Below are 16,747 nucleotides of genomic sequence, written 5' to 3'. Positions count from 1 at the left end.
GCCCACGGCGCCTTTAGTGCAGCCCGAAACGATCGATATCCAGGAAATCATGAACCTCATCCAGACCCTCGAGCAGGAAGAAATTTCCCGTCTCGGCAAGACCATCCCCGATTTCATGCCCGGTGACACGGTCATCGTCAGCGTGAACGTCGTCGAAGGCAGCCGCAAGCGCGTGCAGGCCTACGAAGGCGTCGTGATCGCCAAGCGCAACCGTGGCCTCAACAGCGGCTTCACCGTGCGCAAGATCTCCAGCGGCGAAGGCGTGGAGCGTACGTTCCAGACCTACAGCCCGCTGATCGCTGGCATCGAAGTCAAGCGCCGCGGCGACGTGCGCCGTGCCAAGCTGTACTACCTGCGCGAGCGCAGCGGTCGTTCGGCACGCATCAAGGAAAAGCTGCCGGGCAAGTCGCAGAAGGCTGTGTCGGCCGCTTAATCAGCCGCCGTTCTTTCTGCTCAAAAAGCCGCCGCTCTGGCGGCTTTTTGCGTTGGCGCCGCGCTTCAAGACAGTTTTCCATTTTTACGCTCTACTCCTTTCATCCCGCCACAGGCCGCATCCTCTCTTGACCTCCTCCACTTCCGCCCCCACGTCCTCCGCCGTCGTCGAACCCGTCAATGCCGTGGTGCCGCCCGCGTTGCTGCAGATCGACCCGCGCCAGGCGCCCTTCGTGGACGGAAGCGACGGTCTGCCGGCGGTGGCCCCGGCGCAGCTGACGGCAACGGCCCTGCGCGCGCGCTTTGCTTCGCCGCCCGTCTGGACGCCCGAGCTGCGCCGCGAGCCCCGCATGACCGACCGGGTGCCGGCCCAGGCCGCCGTGCTGGTACCGATCGTGCAGCGACCGCAAGGCGCGACCGTGCTGCTCACCGAGCGCACCACGCACCTGTCGACCCATTCGGGGCAGGTGGCCTTTCCCGGCGGGCGCGTCGACCCCGAGGACGCCAACATCCAGGCCGCCGCCCTGCGCGAAGCCTGGGAAGAGGTGGGCCTGTCGGCGCAGTTCATCGAGGTGCTCGGCACCTTGCCGACCTACACGACGGTCACCTCGTTCGTCGTGACCCCGGTGGTCGCGCTGGTGCAGCCCGATTTCGTGCTGGACATCAATCCATTCGAGGTGGCCGAGGCCTTCGAGGTGCCGCTGGCCTGGCTGATGGACCCGGCCAACCACCGCCGCCACGCGGTCAGCGCCATCGATGGTGTCCGACGCGAGTGGTACTCGATGCCGTACGCCGATGGTCCCCACGAGCGCTTCGTCTGGGGCGCCACCGCAGGCATGCTGCGCAACCTCTACCGCTTCCTCGCCGCCTGAGCCTGATCGAGCGCCACCTGGGGCGAAAACCTTCAGGTGCTCTCGCTATCATCGAAGGATGAGCTTCTTTGCCATCCTGTGCGCGTTGCTGATCGAGCAGGTGCGGCCGCTGGGCCCGCACAACCCCGTGTACGGCGGCGTCCTGGCGTGGACGCGCTGGACCAGCCGCAATTTCGATGCGGGCAAGCCGCACCACGGATGGATCGCCTGGGGGCTCGCGGTGTTCGTGCCCACGTTGTTGTCGCTGGGCGTGCACTGGCTGCTGGTGCTCACGCTGGGCCTGCCGTTCGCCGTGCTGTGGAGCGTCGCGGTGCTCTACATGACGCTGGGTTTTCGCCAATTCAGCCATCACTTCACCGACATCCGCGATGCGCTCGACGAGGGCGACGAGCCGCTCGCGCGCTCGCTGCTGGCGCACTGGCAGGGCGTCGATGCCGCCGAGCTGCCGCGCAGCGAAATCGTGCGCCACGTGATCGAGCATTCGGTCATTGCTGCGCACCGGCATGTCTTCGGCGTGCTGGCCTGGTTCTCGGTGCTCGCCGCTCTCGGCCTGGGGCCGGCAGGCGCGGTGTTCTATCGCATGAGCGAGTTCGTCGCGCGCTACTGGGCCCACAAGAACGGCGCGCCGGTGCAGCCCTCGAGCGTGGCGGTGCAAGATGCGGCCGAGCGTGCCTGGCACGCCGTCGACTGGCTGCCCGCGCGCATCACGGCGCTCGGCTTCGCCGTGGTCGGCAGCTTCGAAGAGGCCATCGATTGCTGGCGCAACGATGCGCGGCGCTTCCCCAACGAGAACGACGGCGTGATCCTCGCGGCCACGTCCGGCGCGGTGAACGTGCGCCTGGGCGGCGGCTCGCTGAGCCCGATCCCGGTGGCCGATCCGCTGCCGCGCGCGCAGGCCGGCGAGTCGCCGAGCGTCGGCCGGCGCCTGGACAGCGGCAGCACACCGGGCCGCGAGCCCGAGCCCGGCCACCTGCGCAGCGTGGTCGGCCTGGTCTGGCGCTCGGTCGTGATGTGGATGGTGCTGCTGGCCTTGCTCACGCTCGCGCGCTTGCTCGGCTGACCCCATGACCACTCCGTCCGCACCGGCCTTCTGGAGCCCGCGCATCGGCGCGCTCGAGCCCTACGTGCCCGGCGAGCAGCCGCGCATCGCCAACCTCGTCAAGCTCAACACCAACGAGAACCCATACCCGCCATCGCCGGACGCCATCGCGGCGATCCAGCGCGCGGCCGCCGACGGCCTTGAACGCTACCCCGACCCCACGTCGCTCGCGCTGCGCGAAGCCGTGGCACGCCGCCACGGCCTGCAGGTCGGCGAAGTGTTTGCGGGCAACGGCTCGGACGAGGTGCTCGCGCACGCGTTCTTCGCCTTCTTCCAGCAGGCGCAGCCGCTGCTGATGCCCGACGTGAGCTACAGCTTCTACAAGGTCTATGCCCAGCTCTACGGCATCGCCTGCGAGCAACTGCCGGTCGATGACGGCCTGTGCATCGACATCGATGGGTTCGCGGCGCGCGCCCGCCAGGGCTGCGGCGGCATCGTCATCGCCAACCCGAACGCGCCGACCGGCATCGGCCAGCCGCTGGCGCGCATCGAGCAGCTGCTGGCGGCGTGCCCGGATCGCGTCGTGCTGGTCGACGAGGCCTATGTCGATTTCGGCGGCGAGAGCGCGCTGTCTCTCATTGGCCGTTGTCCGAACCTGCTCGTGGTGCAGACCCTGTCCAAGTCGCGCTCGCTGGCCGGCCTGCGCGTCGGTTTCGCTTGCGGGCAGGCGCACCTGATCGACGCGCTGGTGCGGGTCAAGGACAGCTTCAATTCGTACCCGATCGACCGGCTGGCCTCGGCCGGTGCCGTGGCCTCGCTCGACGACGAGGCGTGGTTTCGCAAGACACGCGACCAGGTCGTCGACACGCGCGAAGGCCTGAGCCTGCAGCTCGAGGACCTGGGCTTCGAGGTGCTGCCGTCGCAGGCCAACTTCGTGTTCGCGCGCCATCCGCAGCGCGACGCGGCCGAACTGGCCGCCTTGCTGCGCGAGCGCGCCGTGCTGGTGCGGCATTTCAAGCAGCCGCGCATCGCGCAGTACCTGCGCATCAGCATCGGCACGCGGGATCAGTGCAGCGCGCTCGTGCAGTGCCTGCAGGACATCCTCGCCTGACATCCCGAGGCAAGTCCATGTCGACCCTTCATGCCGATCCGCGCGCCGTTGCCTGCGCATCGTTCTGGCAAACCTTGGGCGACAAGCTCGAGAGCCTGCAGTCCTTGTCCGGCCACGCGCTCGTGGGCGAATTGAACGCGCTGTTGCAGCCCTTCTTTCCGAACCTGGCGGCCGAAGTGCTGGGCGACCCGCCGGCTTTCACGCTCGTGCTGACGGCGCACGGCGCCGAAGACGATTTCGAGGACCTCATGGCGCTGGTGCGCAGCGCGCCCGCGTTGCCGCAGGTCGAGGTGCAGGCTTTCCGGCAGCGCATGCGAGAGGGTTTCAGCATGCGCATGAACGACTTCGAACTCGCCTGCTCGGACGTTCTCGTGAAGCACGAGCCCTACAAGGGGCGGGTGGCGCTGGAGATCGGCTTTGCCAAGCCCATTCCGATGGACATGCAGGATCACGCGCGCCACATGAGCCTGATCATGCTCGACCACATCCTGGGCGAGTACGACTTCGCCGTGAAGGTCGGGCCGGTCGATCACGTCGAGGCGGATGCGCAAGCGGATTTCGATGGCGTGCCGCTCGATGACTTCGTGCCTCTGTTCGACGCATGCTGGCGCGAGGATCTGGGCCACACCGGCGTGTTTCCCGCAGGCGAGCATGGCTGGTCCGGCCTGACCGCCACGCGCACCGCCGAGGACGGCAGTGAGGTCGAGGCGGTCGTGATGCGAAACGACACCGCGAACGCACTGCTCGGGCGTGCCGACCTGGGGCATCGGCTCTCGGCCGCCGTTCCCGTCGAATCGGGCGAAGAACTGGACGAGGCCCGTGTCTACGAAGACCGGCTGACCGCGCTGCTGCAGACGCACGGCGAAGGCTGCTGCACGCACATCGTGCTGGAAGAGGGCGTTCGCACCGTGCACTTCCATGTGGCCGATCCGCAGGCGGCCATTGCGCATGCGCAATCGGTGCAGGAAGCGCTGGAATTGCCGGTGACGCTGGCCCTGGTCTTCGACCCGACCTGGAAGTCGTACCGCACCTGGCTGGCCTGAGCGCGGCCGGGCTCTCGGTACGGCGTCAGTAGCGCGTCTGGCTCAGCTCGGCGAACAGCTCGCCGTAGATCTTGTAGCGCGAGGCGCTGATCGGGCCGGGTTGCGTTGCCGTTTCAACGTTCGAGATCACGCCGCAGCCGGGTTCGTGCAGGTGGGTGCAGTTGTAGAACTTGCAGTCGCCCGTGTGCTCGGCGATGTCGGGCATGAGGCCGGCGAGCTGCATCGGCTCGATGTGGTTCAGGCCGAATTCCTGGAAGCCCGGCGAGTCGATGAGACCGGTGGTGCGGGCCTCGTCGATCCAGTACCAGGTGGTGCTGGTGGTCGTGTGCTTGCCCGAGTTGAGGGCCTGCGAAATCTCTTGCGTCAGCACGCTCGCACCGGGCACCAGCAGGTTGGTGAGCGTGCTCTTGCCGGAGCCCGACGGACCGAGCACCAGCGTCGACTTGCCCGCCAGCAGCTTCATCAGCGAGGCGTAGTCCGCCTCGCCCGAGGCCTTGAGCGACAGCGGCAGCACGCCGTGGTGCATGCGGCGGTAGGGCGCCAGCTTGGCCCAGGCGCGCGCAAAGGGTTCGACGAGGTCGCTCTTGTTGAGCGCGATGATGGGCGTGATGCGCTCGGCCTCGGCCGCGATCAGCGCGCGTGCCAGCTGGTGTTCGGAAAACTCCGGCTCGGCCGCGATCAGGATCAGCACATGGTCGAGGTTGGCCGCGAACGACTTGGTGCGGATCTCGTCCTGCCGGTAGAAGAGGTTGCGCCGCGGCAGCACCTCTTCGATGGTGCCTTCGTCTTCGGTGGCCTGCCAGCGCACGCGGTCGCCGACCACAGCCTGGCTCTTCTTGCCGCGCGGATGGCAGATCAGCCGCTCGCCCGTGGGCGTTTCGACCAGGCAGTGACGCCCGTGGCTGGCGACGACGAGGCCGTCGTGGTGCGCCTTCCCCGTGTTGTGCGCAGCGGGGGTGAAGGCGGCGCGGCCCGGCTTAGCCACAGGCGCGTGTCCTCATGCGGTGGGGCTCGCAACCAGCGCGTCGGCCTGCCGAGCGCAATCGAAATCGGTGATCGACAGACCGTTCACATCGTGCGTGTTGAAGCGCACCGCGCAGCGGTTGTAGTGCACCGACAGGTCGGGGTGATGGTCCTGCGTGTGGGCCACCATGGCCAGCGCATTCACGAAGGCGATGGTTTCGAAGTAGTTCGCGAAGGTGAAGGTCTTCTCGATCGCGACATCGGCGCCGTCGCCGGTGAGCTTCCAGCCGTCGAGCTGGGCCAGGCCCGAGACGATCTCGGTGGCGCTCAGGGCCTTGCGGGCCGGAAGGTTCTTCCAGTCCTTGGGTTTGAACATGCTGCTCATGAGGGGCTTCGCTGAAAAGATGGGTCGAGGGTCACGCCGCGGCCATGCGCGCAAGGCGCTCGGAGGCGGGCGGGTGGGAGTAGTAGAACTTGACGAACACCGGGTCGGGCGTGAGCGTCGAGGCGTTGTCCTGGTAGAGCTTGAGCAGGGCGGCCGACAGGTCGGCGCCGCTGGTCTGCGCCACGGCGTAGGCGTCGGCCTCGAATTCGTGCTTGCGCGACAGGCGCGCCGGCAGCGGGGCGACGAAGAAGCTGAACACCGGCACGGCCAGCATGAACAGCAGCAGTGCCAGCGCGTTGTTGGGCGCGGCCGGCGACAGGTTGGGCTGCACGCCCAGGCCGGCGTAGAACCAGACCTGGGTCGAGACCCAGCCCAGGAGCGCGAAACCGGCCAGGCTCAGCGCGAACATCGCGATGAGCCGCTTCACGATGTGGCGGTGCTTGAAGTGGCCGAGTTCGTGCGCGAGCACGGCCTCGACTTCACCGGCGTTGAGCTGGCGCAGCAGCGTGTCGTAGAACACCACGCGCTTGCTGGCGCCGAAGCCGGTGAAGTAGGCATTGGCGTGCGCGCTGCGCGTGCTGCCGTCCATCACGAACAGGCCCTTGGCCGCGAAGCCGCAGCGCTTCATGAGTGCGGTGACGCGCGCCTTGAGCGTCGGGTCGTCCAGCGGCTTGAACTTGTTGAACAGCGGCGCAATGAAGGTCGGGTAGATCAGCATCAACAGCAGGTTGAAGCCCATCCAAGCGCCCCAGGCCCAGAGCCACCAGAGCGTGCCGGCCGCACCCATGAGCCACAGGATGAGCGCCGCGATCGGCAGCCCGATCAGCGCGCCGAGCAGCGTCGACTTGACGGTGTCGGTGAGCCAGAGCTTCCAGGTCATCTTGTTGAAGCCGAAGCGCTCCTCGAGCCGGAAGGTCTGCCACAGCGTGAACGGCAGCTCCAGCAGCCCGCCGATGACGGCAAAGGCCGCCAGCAGCGCCAGTTGCTGCACCATGCCGCCGCCCAGCCACACCAGCAGCAGCTTGTTCAGCAGGTCGAGCCCGCCGAGCAGCGTCCAGCCCAGCAGCAGGGCGGCGCCCCAGGCCATCTCGACGAGCCCGAAGCGCGCCTTGGCGATCGTGTAGTCGGCCGCCTTCTGGTGGGCGGCCAGCGTGATCGTGCTGGCGAAGGCGGCCGGCACGGCGCCACGATGGCGCGCCACGTGGCGCACCTGGCGGGTGGCCAGCCAGAACTTCACGAGCAGGCCCGCCACGAGCGCCGCCGCGAAGGCAAGGGTGAAGATGAGCGAATAAGACATCATGAAGCGGCGAGTTTAGTCCCCGGTATATCGGGGCGCAGGCCTTCGACGACAATCCTGCGATGCCCGAATCCCTTGACCCGACGCCCCCCGCAACCGTCCCCACCCTGAAGAAAAGCGACCAGAACCTGGTCTGGCTCGACTGCGAAATGAGCGGCCTCGACCCCGAGAAAGAGCGCCTGCTCGAGATCGCCGTGGTCGTCACCGGCCCCGACCTCACGCCCCGCATCGACGGCCCCGTGCTCGTCATCCACCAGAGCGACGCCGTGCTCGACGCCATGGACGCCTGGAACAAGGGCACCCACGGCCGCAGCGGCCTGATCGACAAGGTCAAAGCCTCCACGCTCGACGAAGCCGCGGCCGAGCAGCAGCTGCTCGAATTCATCGCCAAGTACATCCCCAGGAGCGGCTCGCCGATGTGCGGCAACACCATCGGGCAGGACCGGCGCTTCCTGGTCAAGTTCATGCCCAAGCTCGAGGCGTACTTCCACTACCGCAACCTCGACGTCAGCACCCTCAAGGAGCTGGCCAAGCGTTGGAAGCCCGCGGCCTACACCGCCTTCAAGAAGCAGCAGGCGCACACCGCGCTGGCCGACGTGCACGAGTCCATCGAAGAACTGGCGCACTACCGGGAAACCTTCCTGCGCTTGGTGGATTGACAACAATTAGGTAAAAACCCGAAGCCGTGCCATAATCGCAGGCTTCGCTGATTTGAACGCGTCTTTGGACACAGATCAGCGTCTCTCGCATCTCCCTATCTTGCACACCGCGCCCGATCGCATTCGCTGATCAAAAAGGGCCGCAGCCTCCGACGAAAGCCGGAAGTTGAATGTCGTTGGATGGTTGATGTTTTTAACCACCAACGGGGCGCCGCCTACGGCAGCGCTCGCGTTTGAGATTGATATTCATGACCGACGCTTTTGAAGCGCAGGGCGAACTCGCGCCTGTGCAATCCGCTACCCATAACGAATTCACCGCTGTCGCGGAAACCGTGTCCGAGGCTCCGATCCTCGACGCACTGGACGCCGCAGCCCCCGAGGCCGCCGAAGCCGAAGCGCCCGCCGCGCCCAACGGTTTCATCAAGCTGGGCCTGGCCCCCGAACTGATCGCCGCCGTGGCCGACATGGGTTTCACCCAGCCGACCACCGTGCAGGAAAAGGTCGTGCCGATCGCCATGGGCGAAGCCGGTTCGGCCCGCTTCGTCGACCTGATGGTCTCGAGCCAGACCGGTTCGGGCAAGACCGCCGCCTTCCTGCTGCCCGTGCTGCACACGCTGATCAAGCGCCAGGCCGAAGCCGAAGCCGAAGCCAAGGCCGAGTTCCAGCGCCTGGCCGCTGAAGCCGCTGCCCGTGGCGAAGCGCCGCTCAAGAAGCCCAAGCGCAAGGACCCGACCAACGCCCGTCATTTCAAGGCCGCCACCCCCGGCGCCCTGATCCTGTGCCCGACGCGCGAACTCGCGCAGCAGGTTGCGCACGACGCCATCGAACTGGTTCGCCACTGCCGCGGCCTGCGCGTCGCCAACGTGGTGGGCGGCATGCCTTACCAGCTGCAGATCGCCAAGCTGCAGAACGCCGACCTCGTGGTTGCCACGCCGGGCCGCCTGCTCGACCTGCAGCGCTCGCAGCAGCTCAAGCTCGACCAGGTCAAGTTCCTGGTCGTCGACGAAGCCGACCGCATGCTCGACCTCGGCTTTGCCGACGACCTGGCTGAAGTCAACCAGCTCACCATCGAGCGCCAGCAGACCATGATGTTCAGCGCCACCTTCGCGCCGCGCATCCAGCAGCTGGCCCAGCGCGTCATGCGCGAGCCGCAGCGCATCACCATCGACAGCCCGCAAGAGAAGCACGCCAACATCAAGCAGTCGCTGTACTGGGCCGACAACAGCCAGCACAAGCGCAAGCTGCTCGACCACTGGCTGCGCGACACCAGCATCAACCAGGCGATCGTGTTCGCCAGCACGCAAGTCGAGTGCGACGGCCTCGCCAACGACCTGCAGCAAGAAGGCTTCAGCGCCGTCGCGCTGCACGGCGCCCTGAGCCAGGGCCTGCGCAACCGCCGCCTGATGGCACTGCGCCAGGGCCAGGTGCAGATCCTGGTGGCCACCGACGTTGCCGCCCGCGGCATCGACGTGCCGACCATCACCCACGTCTTCAACTTCGGCCTGCCGATGAAGGCTGAGGACTACACCCACCGCATCGGCCGCACCGGCCGTGCCGGCCGCGATGGCTTGGCCATCACGTTCGCCGAGTTCCGCGATCGCCGCAAGATCATGGACATCGAGCACTACAGCCGCCAGCAGTTCAAGGCGGAAGTGGTTGCCGGCCTCGAGCCGCAACAGCGCATGCCGCAATCGCGTCCCCCGATGGGCGAGTACCGCGGTGGCCGTGGCGACAACTTCTCGCGTGATCGCAAGTTCGGCAACGGCGGTGCAGGCGGCGGCGGTGGCTACCGCGGCAACAACAACGGTGGCGGCTATGCCGGCGCCAGCGGCTTCAACGACCGCAATTCGCGCGGCCCGGCCCAGGGCCAAGGCCCGCGCGGCTTCCAGGGCGGCCAGAACGCCGGCTTCGGCGGCGGCCGTGACGAAGGCGGCAACGGCGGCGGCTACGGTCGCAAGCCGGGTTGGGGCGACAGCGCCCCGCGCGGCGGCCACGGCCATGGCGGCGGTCGCGGCGACGGCGGTTTCGCACCCCGTGAAGGCTTTGCACCCCGCGAAGGTTTCGCACCGCGCGGCAACGGCGCCGGCCACGGTGGCCCGGGCAAGGTGTTCGTGCCCCGCGACGCGCAAAAGCGCGCGTTCAAGCCCAGCCGCTGATCGCCCCCGCAAGCGGCCCTGAAAAGGGCCGCTTCCCCCTCAAAAGCCCGCGCTTCTCACGAACGCGGGCTTTTTCGTTGTCGGGTTTCCGAGCAGTCCGACGCCCATGAAGTTGGTTGACACCTGAATCGATGAAAAGTAATGTAATAGCGCATTGCTTCTCCCCGGTCCGTTCGCGGCTGCCGGTTCATCGACACCTGTTCTCGACTTTCGATCATGAAAATTGCGATTCTTGGGGGTGGCCACGGCGCCTATGCGGCTGCCGCGGACCTGTCTGAAACCGGCCATGAAGTGCGCCTGTGGCGCCGCGACGCCGCCGCGCTCGAACCCGTGGTGCAGGCCGGCGCGATCACGCTGAAGGACGCTGCCGGGGCGCGCGAGGTGCCCATCGCGCTGGCCACCGCCGACATCGGCGCCGCGCTGAAGGGCGCCGAACTCATCGTCATTCCCACGCCCGCCATCGCCCAGCACGACATCGCGCTGGCCATGGCGCCGCACCTGGTCGACGGCCAGGTCGTGTTCCTCCCGCCGGGCACCTTCGGCAGCTACGTGATGGCGCAGGTGGTGAAGGCCGCCGGCAACCGCGCCGACGTGGCCTGGGCCGAGACCGGCACCTTGCCGTACCTTGCGCGCAAGCACGGCGAGCGCGAAGTCAATGTCACCATCCGCGCGATCCGCCTGCCGACCGGCGTCTACCCGGCGCGCAAGGAGGCGCAGGCCATCGAGGTGATCCGCCGCGCCTACCCGGCCGTGCACGGCTGCGGCGACGCGCTCTCGGGCGCGCTGATGAACGCCGGCCCCGTCATCCACCCGCCGCTGATGGTGATGAACGCCGCGCCGCTGCAGCACTTCGAACGCTGGGACATCCACAACGAAGGCACGCAGCGTGCCGTGCGAGACGTGACCGACCGGCTCGACCGCGAGCGCATGGCCGTGCGCGAGGCTTTCGGGCAGGGCGCGCCGCACTATCCGCTGGCCGACCACTACAACAACGACCAGTGGATGTACGGCGATGCGCACAAGCAGCTCGTCAAGTCGGGCGACTGGCGCGAGAACATCGACCTGCACACGCACCGCTACATCACCGAAGACACCGAACTCGGCCTGGCCTTCCTGGCCTCGGCCGCGCGCCATGCGGGCGTGGATGCGCCCATCGCCCACGGCCTGCTGGCCATCGTCGGTGGCTTCCTCGGGCGCGACCTGCGCCAGGGCCCGCGCACATTCGAAAGCCTGGGCCTGGCCAGCCTGAGCGCGAGCCAACTCAAGCAGAGGCTGCACGATGGCGAATGAGCCCGCGCCGCCGCGCTTTGCCGCTGTGGGCGCCGGCCGCATGGGGCGCGGCATCGCCATCGCGTTCGCCTATGCGGGCCACCGCATCGCGCTGATCGACCTGCGCCCGCGCACGCCCGAGGCCTGGCAGCGGCTGCGCGACGAGGCGCAAGCGGAAATCACCGCCAGCCTTTCCGGTCTTGCGCAGCTCGGCGTGATCGACGCCTCGCAGGTCGAGCGCATCGCCGCGCGCGTGGATTTCGTGAACGCAGCCGAAGCACCGCGCGCGCTGGCCGCTGCCGAGCTCGTGTTCGAAGGCGTGCCCGAAACCATGGAGGCCAAGCGCGAGGCCTTCGAGCACCTCAACCGCCATTGCCGCGACGACGCGATCCTCACCTCGACCACCAGCAGCATCCTCGTGACGCAGCTGGCCGCGCTGGTGCGCCGGCCCGAGCGCTTCCTGAACATGCACTGGCTCAACCCGGCCTACGTGATTCCCGTGGTCGAACTGAGCTGCCACCCCGGCACCGACGCCGGCGTGCTCGCACGCACGAAGGCACTGATGGAGGCCATCGGCAAGCTGCCCGTGGTCTGCGGCGCCTCGCCCGGCTACATCGTGCCGCGCCTGCAGGCGCTGGTGATGAACGAGGCGGCCCGCATGATCGAAGAAGGCGCTGCCACAGCGGAAGAAATCGACAAGGCCACGCGCTACGGCCTGGGCCTGCGCTTCGCGGCGCTCGGTGTGGTCGAGTTCATCGACTTCGGCGGCTGCGACATCCTGCACCACGCGAGCCGCGAGATGTCGGCCTCGCTCGACGCGGGGCGCTACACCGCGCCGGCCATCGTCGGGCGCATGGTCGAGGAAGGGCGGCTGGGCCTGAAGAGCGGCAGCGGCTTCTACGACTACGCGGGCCGCGACACCGCCGCGTATCGGCGCGATGTGCTGTCGCGCACGCTCGGCGAGCTCAAGCACGCGGGCCTGTGGCGCGCGCCGGCCGACGAGACGCTGTCATGACGATCCGCCGCGCCTTCGCCGACCTGTCGGTGGGGCAGGTGCACCACGCCGTGTGCGGCGACGCGCAGGCGCCGGCCGTGCTGCTGCTGCACCAGTCGCCGCGCAGCTGGGCCGAGTACCGCGAGGTGCTGCCGCTCGTCGCCGGCGCGGGCTACCGCGTCATCGCCATGGACACGGCGGGCTTCGGCGATTCGGCCGACGGCGGCGTGCCGGCGAGCATTGCGCAGTGGGCGCGCGTGGCGTGCGAACTGCTCGATGCGCTCGGCATCGCGCAGGCCGACGTGGTGGGGCACCACACCGGCGGCGTGATCGCGATCGAACTGGCCGCGGCGTTTCCGCAGCGCGTGCGCAGCCTCGTGCTCTCGTCCACGCCGTACACCGACGAGGTGTTTCGCCGCGCCCGCGCGCAGCGTCCGCCCATCGACGAAGTGGCACCCAGCGACGACGGCAGCCACCTCGCCGCGCTGTGGCAGAAGCGGCAGGCTTTCTATCCGCCGGGGCGGCCCGACCTGCTCGAGGCCTTCGTGCGCGATGCGATGAAGGTCGGCCACCGTGTCGAAGAAGGACACCGCGCCGTGGCCTCGTACCGCATGGAAGATTGCATTGGCCGCGTGACGCAACCGACGCTCATCGTGCGCGCCACGCTCGACCCTTTCGCTGCGCCGCATGCGGCGGAGTTGCAGCACCACCTGCCGCAGGCGCGCATCGTCGACATCGACGGCGGCATGGTGCCCTTGCCTGACCAGATGCCCGAAGCCTTCGCGCGCACGGTGCTCGACTTTCTGGCGACGCGGCCATGAAGGCCGTTCGCATCCAGGGCTTCGATGCCGCACCGGTGCTCGAGGACGTGGCCGACCCCGTGGCGCGGCCCGGCCGCACCCTCGTGCGCATGCAAGCCGCCACCGTCGGCCACATCGATCGCACCGTGTGGCAAGGCCGCTTCCTGCGGCATCCGCCGTTGCCCTACACGCCGGGCGTGGAAGCCGCGGGCGTGGTCGTTGCGAGCGAGCGGTATGCAGAGGGACAGCGCGTGTGGTTGCGCGGCAGCGGCTTGGGCACGCTGTTCGACGGCACATGGTGCGAGCTGATCGATGCGCCTGACGACGCACTTGGTGTGTTGCCAGATGCCGTGTCGATGACGCTCGGCGCAGCGTTCTTCTCGCCCACCACATCGGCGTGGGTCGCCTTGCATGACGTCGCCCGATTGCAGTCTGGAGAGCAAGTGTTGGTGACGGGCGCGAGCGGCGCTGTGGGTTCGCTGGTGATGCAGTTGGCACGCGATGCGGGCTGCATCGCAACGCCTGTCGATCCGAAAGCCGCACCGCCTGAAGTCGCCAGCGCCGACCTGCTCATCGACACCGTCGGCGGCGACGTGCTCGCCTCCGCCTTGCCTGCCGTGCGCCCCGGCGGGCGCGCCGTGCTGGTCGGCTACACGGCGGGCCCAACGCTGCACCTGGACATCGCGCACTTCCTGCAGCGCGACGTGGCGCTGCTGCCGCTCAACATGTTCCGGCGTGAAGCCGCGGGTCGCGCAGCCGCTCCAGAGTTGCTTGCGAGGCTGGCCGACGGCCGACTGCACCTCGATGTGCAGCCCTTCGCGCTCGCCGATGCAGCCCTCGCACTCGACTGGATCGCCCAACGCGGCCATCGCGGCCGCGCGGTGCTCGTGCCTTAGTCAGGCCACGCGCTTCAGTCTTCGTCCGGCACCTCGACCGGCACATGCACATGCAGGTCGATCATCTGCCGCAGCGTCTGCTTGAGCTCTTCGGCGCGTCGCAGGCCGAAGGGCTCGAGCACGCGGCGCTCGTGCTCGCGCGCCAGCTCCATCAGGTGCTCGACCGCCTTCAGCCCCGCGGGCGTGATGCGCACCAGCGTGATGCGGCGATCACTTTCATGGGGCAGGCGCTCGACCTGGCCGCGCGCTTCCATGCGGTCGAGCAGCCGCGTCACCGTCGGCTGCTTGGTCACCGTGACCTGCGCGAGCTGGCCGATGCTGACCGCGTCGCTGCCCGCCAGCGACGCCATCACGCGCCACTCCGACACCGAGAAGCCCTGCTGCCGCGCCACCTCGTGGAACTCCGAAGAGATCAGCTGGCTGGCCTGCGCGAGCAGCGCGGGCAGGTAGTCATCGACGAAGCGATGCGTTTCCTTGGATGGTTCAGACATGAAGGCGCCTCCTGTTTGCCGCAGGCATGCGGATTGCATGGCTAGGGTAATTCATGATTGTGGATACATTCATTTCTAAACATTATAGGAACCGTGATGTGACCCCGGGGCCGCATCCTCCCACGAGAAAGAAGAAGGACATCCATGGCTGAGCGTTCGTTCGTCGAAGAAGTCAAGAAGCTGAGACTTACTGGTGGAGAAGTGTTCCGCGGCGAAGGCATTCTGGCCGTCACCAAGGCCCTGCTGGAGTCGGGGGTGTCGTATGTGGCGGGCTACCAGGGCGCGCCCATCTCGCACCTCATGGACGTGCTGGCCGACGCACAAGACATCCTGGCCGACCACGGCATCCGCTTCGAGAACAGCGCCAGCGAAGCCACCGCCGCCGCCACGCTGGCCGCCTCCGTCAACTACCCGCTGCGCGGCGCCGTCACCTTCAAGGCGACCGTCGGCACCAACGTGGCGTCCGATGCATTGGCCAACCTGGCCTCGGGCGGCGTCACCGGTGGTGCGCTCATCATCGTGGGCGAAGACTACGGCGAAGGCTCGTCGATCATGCAGGAGCGCAGCCATGCGTTCGCCATGAAGTCGCAGATCTGGCTGCTCGATCCGCGCCCCAACCTGCCGAGCATCGTCGATGCAGTGAAGACCGGCTTCGACCTCTCCGAGGCTAGCAACACGCCCGTGATGCTGCAGCTGCGCATCCGCGCCTGCCACGTGCACGGTCACTTCATCGCCGGCGACAACAAGCGCGCCAAGTTCACGCTGAAGGAAGCGCTGGAGAACCCGCAGCGCGACGTCAGCCGCATCGTGCTGCCGCCCGCGAGCTTCGTGCACGAGCAAGAGAAAGTGAAAGACCGCTGGCCCGCCGCCGTGCGCTTCATCGAGGAGCGCCAGCTCAACGAGTTCTTCTCCGAGGACGCCGACGACATCGGCATCATCGTGCAGGGCGGAAGCTACAACACGCTGCTGCGTGCGCTCGAACGCCTGGGCCTGGCCGACGTGTACGGCGAGACCCGCGTGCCGCTGTACGTGATGAACGTGGCCTATCCCGTCATCGAGAGCGAAGTCATCCGCTTCTGCGAAGGCAAGCGCGCGGTGCTCATCGTGGAAGAAGGCCAGCCCAACTTCGTCGAGCAGAACCTCGCGACCATCCTGCGCCAGGCCGGCTCCACCACCGCGCTGCACGGCAAGGACATGCTGCCCGTGGCCGGCGAGTACACGACGCTCGAACTACTCAAGGGCACGCGCACCTTCTGCGAGCGCTACGAACGCCTCGCGCCGCTGCCCGTGCCCGCACCGGTGCGCAAGGTGATTCCGCTGAAGGAAGTGGCCGCCATCGGCGTCGACGATGCACCCGAGCCCGCGCAGCCGTCGAGCGCGCTCGGCGACGTGGTGCATGCGCGTCCGCCGGGCTTTTGCACCGGCTGCCCGGAGCGCCCGATCTTCAGCGCGATGAAGCTGGTTGAGCGCGAACTCGGTGCGCACCACGTGAGCGCCGACATCGGCTGCCATCTGTTCTCGATCCTGCCGCCCTTCAACATCGGCAACACGACCATGGGTTACGGCCTCGGCGGCGCGGGCGCTTCGGCACTCAACGCACCGGCGGGCAAGCGCGCGATCTCGATGATGGGCGACGGCGGCTTCTGGCACAACGGCCTGACGAGCGGCGTGGCCAACGCGGTCTTCAACAAGAGCGACAACCTCACCATCATCGTCGACAACAACTACACCTCGGCCACGGGCGGGCAGGACATCCTCTCGTCGACCGCCGTCAACAAGACGCGCAGCACCGGCCACGAGATCGAACGCGCCGTGCGCGGCGTGGGCGTCGAGTGGGTGAAGACGATGCGCCGTACCTACGACGTCGCCGGCATGCGCGACGCGCTCAAAGACGCACTCACCACCACGAAGAAGGGCCCCAAGGTCCTCATCGCCCAGTCGGAGTGCATGCTCAACAAGCAGCGCCGCGAGAAGCCGCTGGTGCGCAAGGCCATCGCCGACGGCAAGCGCATGGTGCGCGACAAGTTCGGCGTCGATGCCGACACCTGCACCGGCGACCACTCGTGCATCCGCCTGTCGGGCTGCCCGTCGCTCTCGATCAAGCCGAACCCCGATCCGCTGCGCATCGACCCCGTCGCCACCGTGCTCGACAGCTGCGTGGGCTGCGGCAACTGCGGCGACGTCTCGCACGCCGCCGTGCTCTGCCCCTCGTTCTACAAGGCGCAGGTCGTGAGCAACCCGACCGCCTGGGACCGCTTCCGCCAGCGCGTGCGCACTGCAGTCATCGGCTGGCTGCAGCGCGGCGACGCGCGCCGCCGTGACGCCTATGCCTTCTGACGC

Annotated in this window: 16 protein-coding genes; 12 read left to right on the top strand and 4 right to left on the bottom strand. The window is 68.0% G+C overall.

Annotation, left to right across the window (positions count from 1 at the left end; translation table 11 throughout):
* Window positions 1–49: 49 nt before the first annotated feature.
* From rplS to ACAM42_RS25020, 5 genes are all read left to right on the top strand, one after another.
* Window positions 50–433: a 50S ribosomal protein L19 gene (gene rplS, locus ACAM42_RS25040; protein WP_369629767.1), complete on the top strand. Its 384-nt coding sequence runs from the start codon at window positions 50–52 to the stop codon at window positions 431–433.
* 127 nt (window positions 434–560) lie between these two features.
* Window positions 561–1,304, top strand: coding sequence for a CoA pyrophosphatase (locus ACAM42_RS25035; RefSeq protein ID WP_369629766.1), 744 nt, complete (start codon window positions 561–563; stop codon window positions 1,302–1,304).
* A gap of 58 nt (window positions 1,305–1,362) precedes the next feature.
* Window positions 1,363–2,364 (top strand): CobD/CbiB family protein, encoded by a 1,002-nt coding sequence (locus tag ACAM42_RS25030; protein WP_062475069.1) that lies wholly within the window; start codon window positions 1,363–1,365, stop codon window positions 2,362–2,364.
* 4 nt (window positions 2,365–2,368) lie between these two features.
* Entirely contained in the window at window positions 2,369–3,454 is a 1,086-nt protein-coding gene (hisC, locus tag ACAM42_RS25025) for a histidinol-phosphate transaminase (RefSeq protein WP_369629765.1), read from the top strand.
* 17 nt (window positions 3,455–3,471) lie between these two features.
* The gene (locus ACAM42_RS25020; protein WP_369629764.1) at window positions 3,472–4,497 is read left to right on the top strand and encodes a hypothetical protein; all 1,026 of its coding nucleotides are present in this window, start codon (window positions 3,472–3,474) and stop codon (window positions 4,495–4,497) included.
* Between the two features lie 25 nt (window positions 4,498–4,522).
* Here the strand turns inward: ACAM42_RS25020 and rsgA are convergent, their stop codons facing one another.
* The 3 genes from rsgA to ACAM42_RS25005 are packed head-to-tail and all read right to left on the bottom strand — an operon-like array spanning window position 4,523 to window position 7,142.
* Window positions 4,523–5,482 carry a ribosome small subunit-dependent GTPase A gene (gene rsgA / locus ACAM42_RS25015; RefSeq protein WP_083259283.1) on the bottom strand — a complete coding sequence of 320 codons (960 nt, stop codon included), beginning with the start codon at window positions 5,480–5,482 and terminating at the stop codon, window positions 4,523–4,525.
* A 12-nt stretch (window positions 5,483–5,494) separates the two neighbouring features.
* On the bottom strand, window positions 5,495–5,845 hold the full coding sequence (locus tag ACAM42_RS25010; RefSeq protein ID WP_369629763.1) for a 4a-hydroxytetrahydrobiopterin dehydratase: 351 nt from the start codon (window positions 5,843–5,845) through the stop codon (window positions 5,495–5,497).
* 31 nt (window positions 5,846–5,876) lie between these two features.
* Window positions 5,877–7,142: a M48 family metallopeptidase gene (locus ACAM42_RS25005; RefSeq protein WP_062475108.1), complete on the bottom strand. Its 1,266-nt coding sequence runs from the start codon at window positions 7,140–7,142 to the stop codon at window positions 5,877–5,879.
* Window positions 7,143–7,204: 62 nt separating this feature from the next.
* On the opposite strand from ACAM42_RS25005, the gene orn reads away from it, so the two are divergent.
* The 6 genes from orn to ACAM42_RS24975 all read left to right on the top strand — a co-directional run bounded on the left by orn (window position 7,205) and on the right by ACAM42_RS24975 (window position 13,916).
* Complete coding sequence (gene orn / locus ACAM42_RS25000) at window positions 7,205–7,801, top strand: oligoribonuclease (protein ID WP_307637407.1); 597 nt, start codon at window positions 7,205–7,207, stop codon at window positions 7,799–7,801.
* A gap of 248 nt (window positions 7,802–8,049) precedes the next feature.
* A complete protein-coding gene (locus tag ACAM42_RS24995; RefSeq protein ID WP_070062330.1) occupies window positions 8,050–9,957 on the top strand; it encodes a DEAD/DEAH box helicase in 1,908 nt (635 codons plus the stop codon).
* 216 nt (window positions 9,958–10,173) lie between these two features.
* Window positions 10,174–11,247: an NAD/NADP octopine/nopaline dehydrogenase family protein gene (locus tag ACAM42_RS24990; RefSeq protein ID WP_369629762.1), complete on the top strand. Its 1,074-nt coding sequence runs from the start codon at window positions 10,174–10,176 to the stop codon at window positions 11,245–11,247.
* Complete coding sequence (locus tag ACAM42_RS24985; RefSeq protein WP_369629761.1) at window positions 11,237–12,241, top strand: 3-hydroxybutyryl-CoA dehydrogenase; 1,005 nt, start codon at window positions 11,237–11,239, stop codon at window positions 12,239–12,241. Before ACAM42_RS24990 ends, ACAM42_RS24985 begins: the two co-directional genes overlap by 11 nt.
* Entirely contained in the window at window positions 12,238–13,041 is an 804-nt protein-coding gene (locus ACAM42_RS24980) for an alpha/beta fold hydrolase (RefSeq protein ID WP_369629760.1), read from the top strand. The genes ACAM42_RS24985 and ACAM42_RS24980 overlap by 4 nt, the downstream gene beginning before the upstream one ends.
* Window positions 13,038–13,916: a zinc-binding alcohol dehydrogenase family protein gene (locus tag ACAM42_RS24975; protein WP_369629759.1), complete on the top strand. Its 879-nt coding sequence runs from the start codon at window positions 13,038–13,040 to the stop codon at window positions 13,914–13,916. The genes ACAM42_RS24980 and ACAM42_RS24975 overlap by 4 nt, the downstream gene beginning before the upstream one ends.
* Before the next feature lie 14 nt (window positions 13,917–13,930).
* Here the strand turns inward: ACAM42_RS24975 and ACAM42_RS24970 are convergent, their stop codons facing one another.
* Entirely contained in the window at window positions 13,931–14,407 is a 477-nt protein-coding gene (locus tag ACAM42_RS24970; protein ID WP_062475035.1) for a MarR family winged helix-turn-helix transcriptional regulator, read from the bottom strand.
* Window positions 14,408–14,551: 144 nt separating this feature from the next.
* On the opposite strand from ACAM42_RS24970, the gene ACAM42_RS24965 reads away from it, so the two are divergent.
* On the top strand, window positions 14,552–16,744 hold the full coding sequence (locus tag ACAM42_RS24965) for a thiamine pyrophosphate-dependent enzyme (RefSeq protein ID WP_369629758.1): 2,193 nt from the start codon (window positions 14,552–14,554) through the stop codon (window positions 16,742–16,744).
* The last annotated feature ends 3 nt before the right edge of the window (window positions 16,745–16,747 follow it).

Origin of the sequence: Variovorax sp. V35 (assembly GCF_041154465.1) — a bacterium.
GTDB lineage: Bacteria > Pseudomonadota > Gammaproteobacteria > Burkholderiales > Burkholderiaceae_C > Variovorax > Variovorax boronicumulans.
Note: the sequence above shows the minus strand (reverse complement) of the source record. Positions and strands in the feature narration are given on the sequence as shown.

Excerpts from the sequence above, each read along its gene's own strand:
- rplS (WP_369629767.1), top strand. The coding sequence starts at position 50 with ATGAACCTCATCCAGACCCTCGAGCAGGAAGAAATTTCCCGTCTCGGC.
- ACAM42_RS25030 (WP_062475069.1), top strand. The coding sequence starts at position 1,363 with ATGAGCTTCTTTGCCATCCTGTGCGCGTTGCTGATCGAGCAGGTGCGG.
- hisC (WP_369629765.1), top strand. The coding sequence starts at position 2,369 with ATGACCACTCCGTCCGCACCGGCCTTCTGGAGCCCGCGCATCGGCGCG.
- ACAM42_RS25020 (WP_369629764.1), top strand. The coding sequence starts at position 3,472 with ATGTCGACCCTTCATGCCGATCCGCGCGCCGTTGCCTGCGCATCGTTC.
- ACAM42_RS25010 (WP_369629763.1), bottom strand. The coding sequence starts at position 5,845 with ATGAGCAGCATGTTCAAACCCAAGGACTGGAAGAACCTTCCGGCCCGC.
- ACAM42_RS25005 (WP_062475108.1), bottom strand. The coding sequence starts at position 7,142 with ATGTCTTATTCGCTCATCTTCACCCTTGCCTTCGCGGCGGCGCTCGTG.
- orn (WP_307637407.1), top strand. The coding sequence starts at position 7,205 with ATGCCCGAATCCCTTGACCCGACGCCCCCCGCAACCGTCCCCACCCTG.
- ACAM42_RS24995 (WP_070062330.1), top strand. The coding sequence starts at position 8,050 with ATGACCGACGCTTTTGAAGCGCAGGGCGAACTCGCGCCTGTGCAATCC.
- ACAM42_RS24990 (WP_369629762.1), top strand. The coding sequence starts at position 10,174 with ATGAAAATTGCGATTCTTGGGGGTGGCCACGGCGCCTATGCGGCTGCC.
- ACAM42_RS24985 (WP_369629761.1), top strand. The coding sequence starts at position 11,237 with ATGGCGAATGAGCCCGCGCCGCCGCGCTTTGCCGCTGTGGGCGCCGGC.
- ACAM42_RS24980 (WP_369629760.1), top strand. The coding sequence starts at position 12,238 with ATGACGATCCGCCGCGCCTTCGCCGACCTGTCGGTGGGGCAGGTGCAC.
- ACAM42_RS24975 (WP_369629759.1), top strand. The coding sequence starts at position 13,038 with ATGAAGGCCGTTCGCATCCAGGGCTTCGATGCCGCACCGGTGCTCGAG.
- ACAM42_RS24970 (WP_062475035.1), bottom strand. The coding sequence starts at position 14,407 with ATGTCTGAACCATCCAAGGAAACGCATCGCTTCGTCGATGACTACCTG.
- ACAM42_RS24965 (WP_369629758.1), top strand. The coding sequence starts at position 14,552 with ATGGCTGAGCGTTCGTTCGTCGAAGAAGTCAAGAAGCTGAGACTTACT.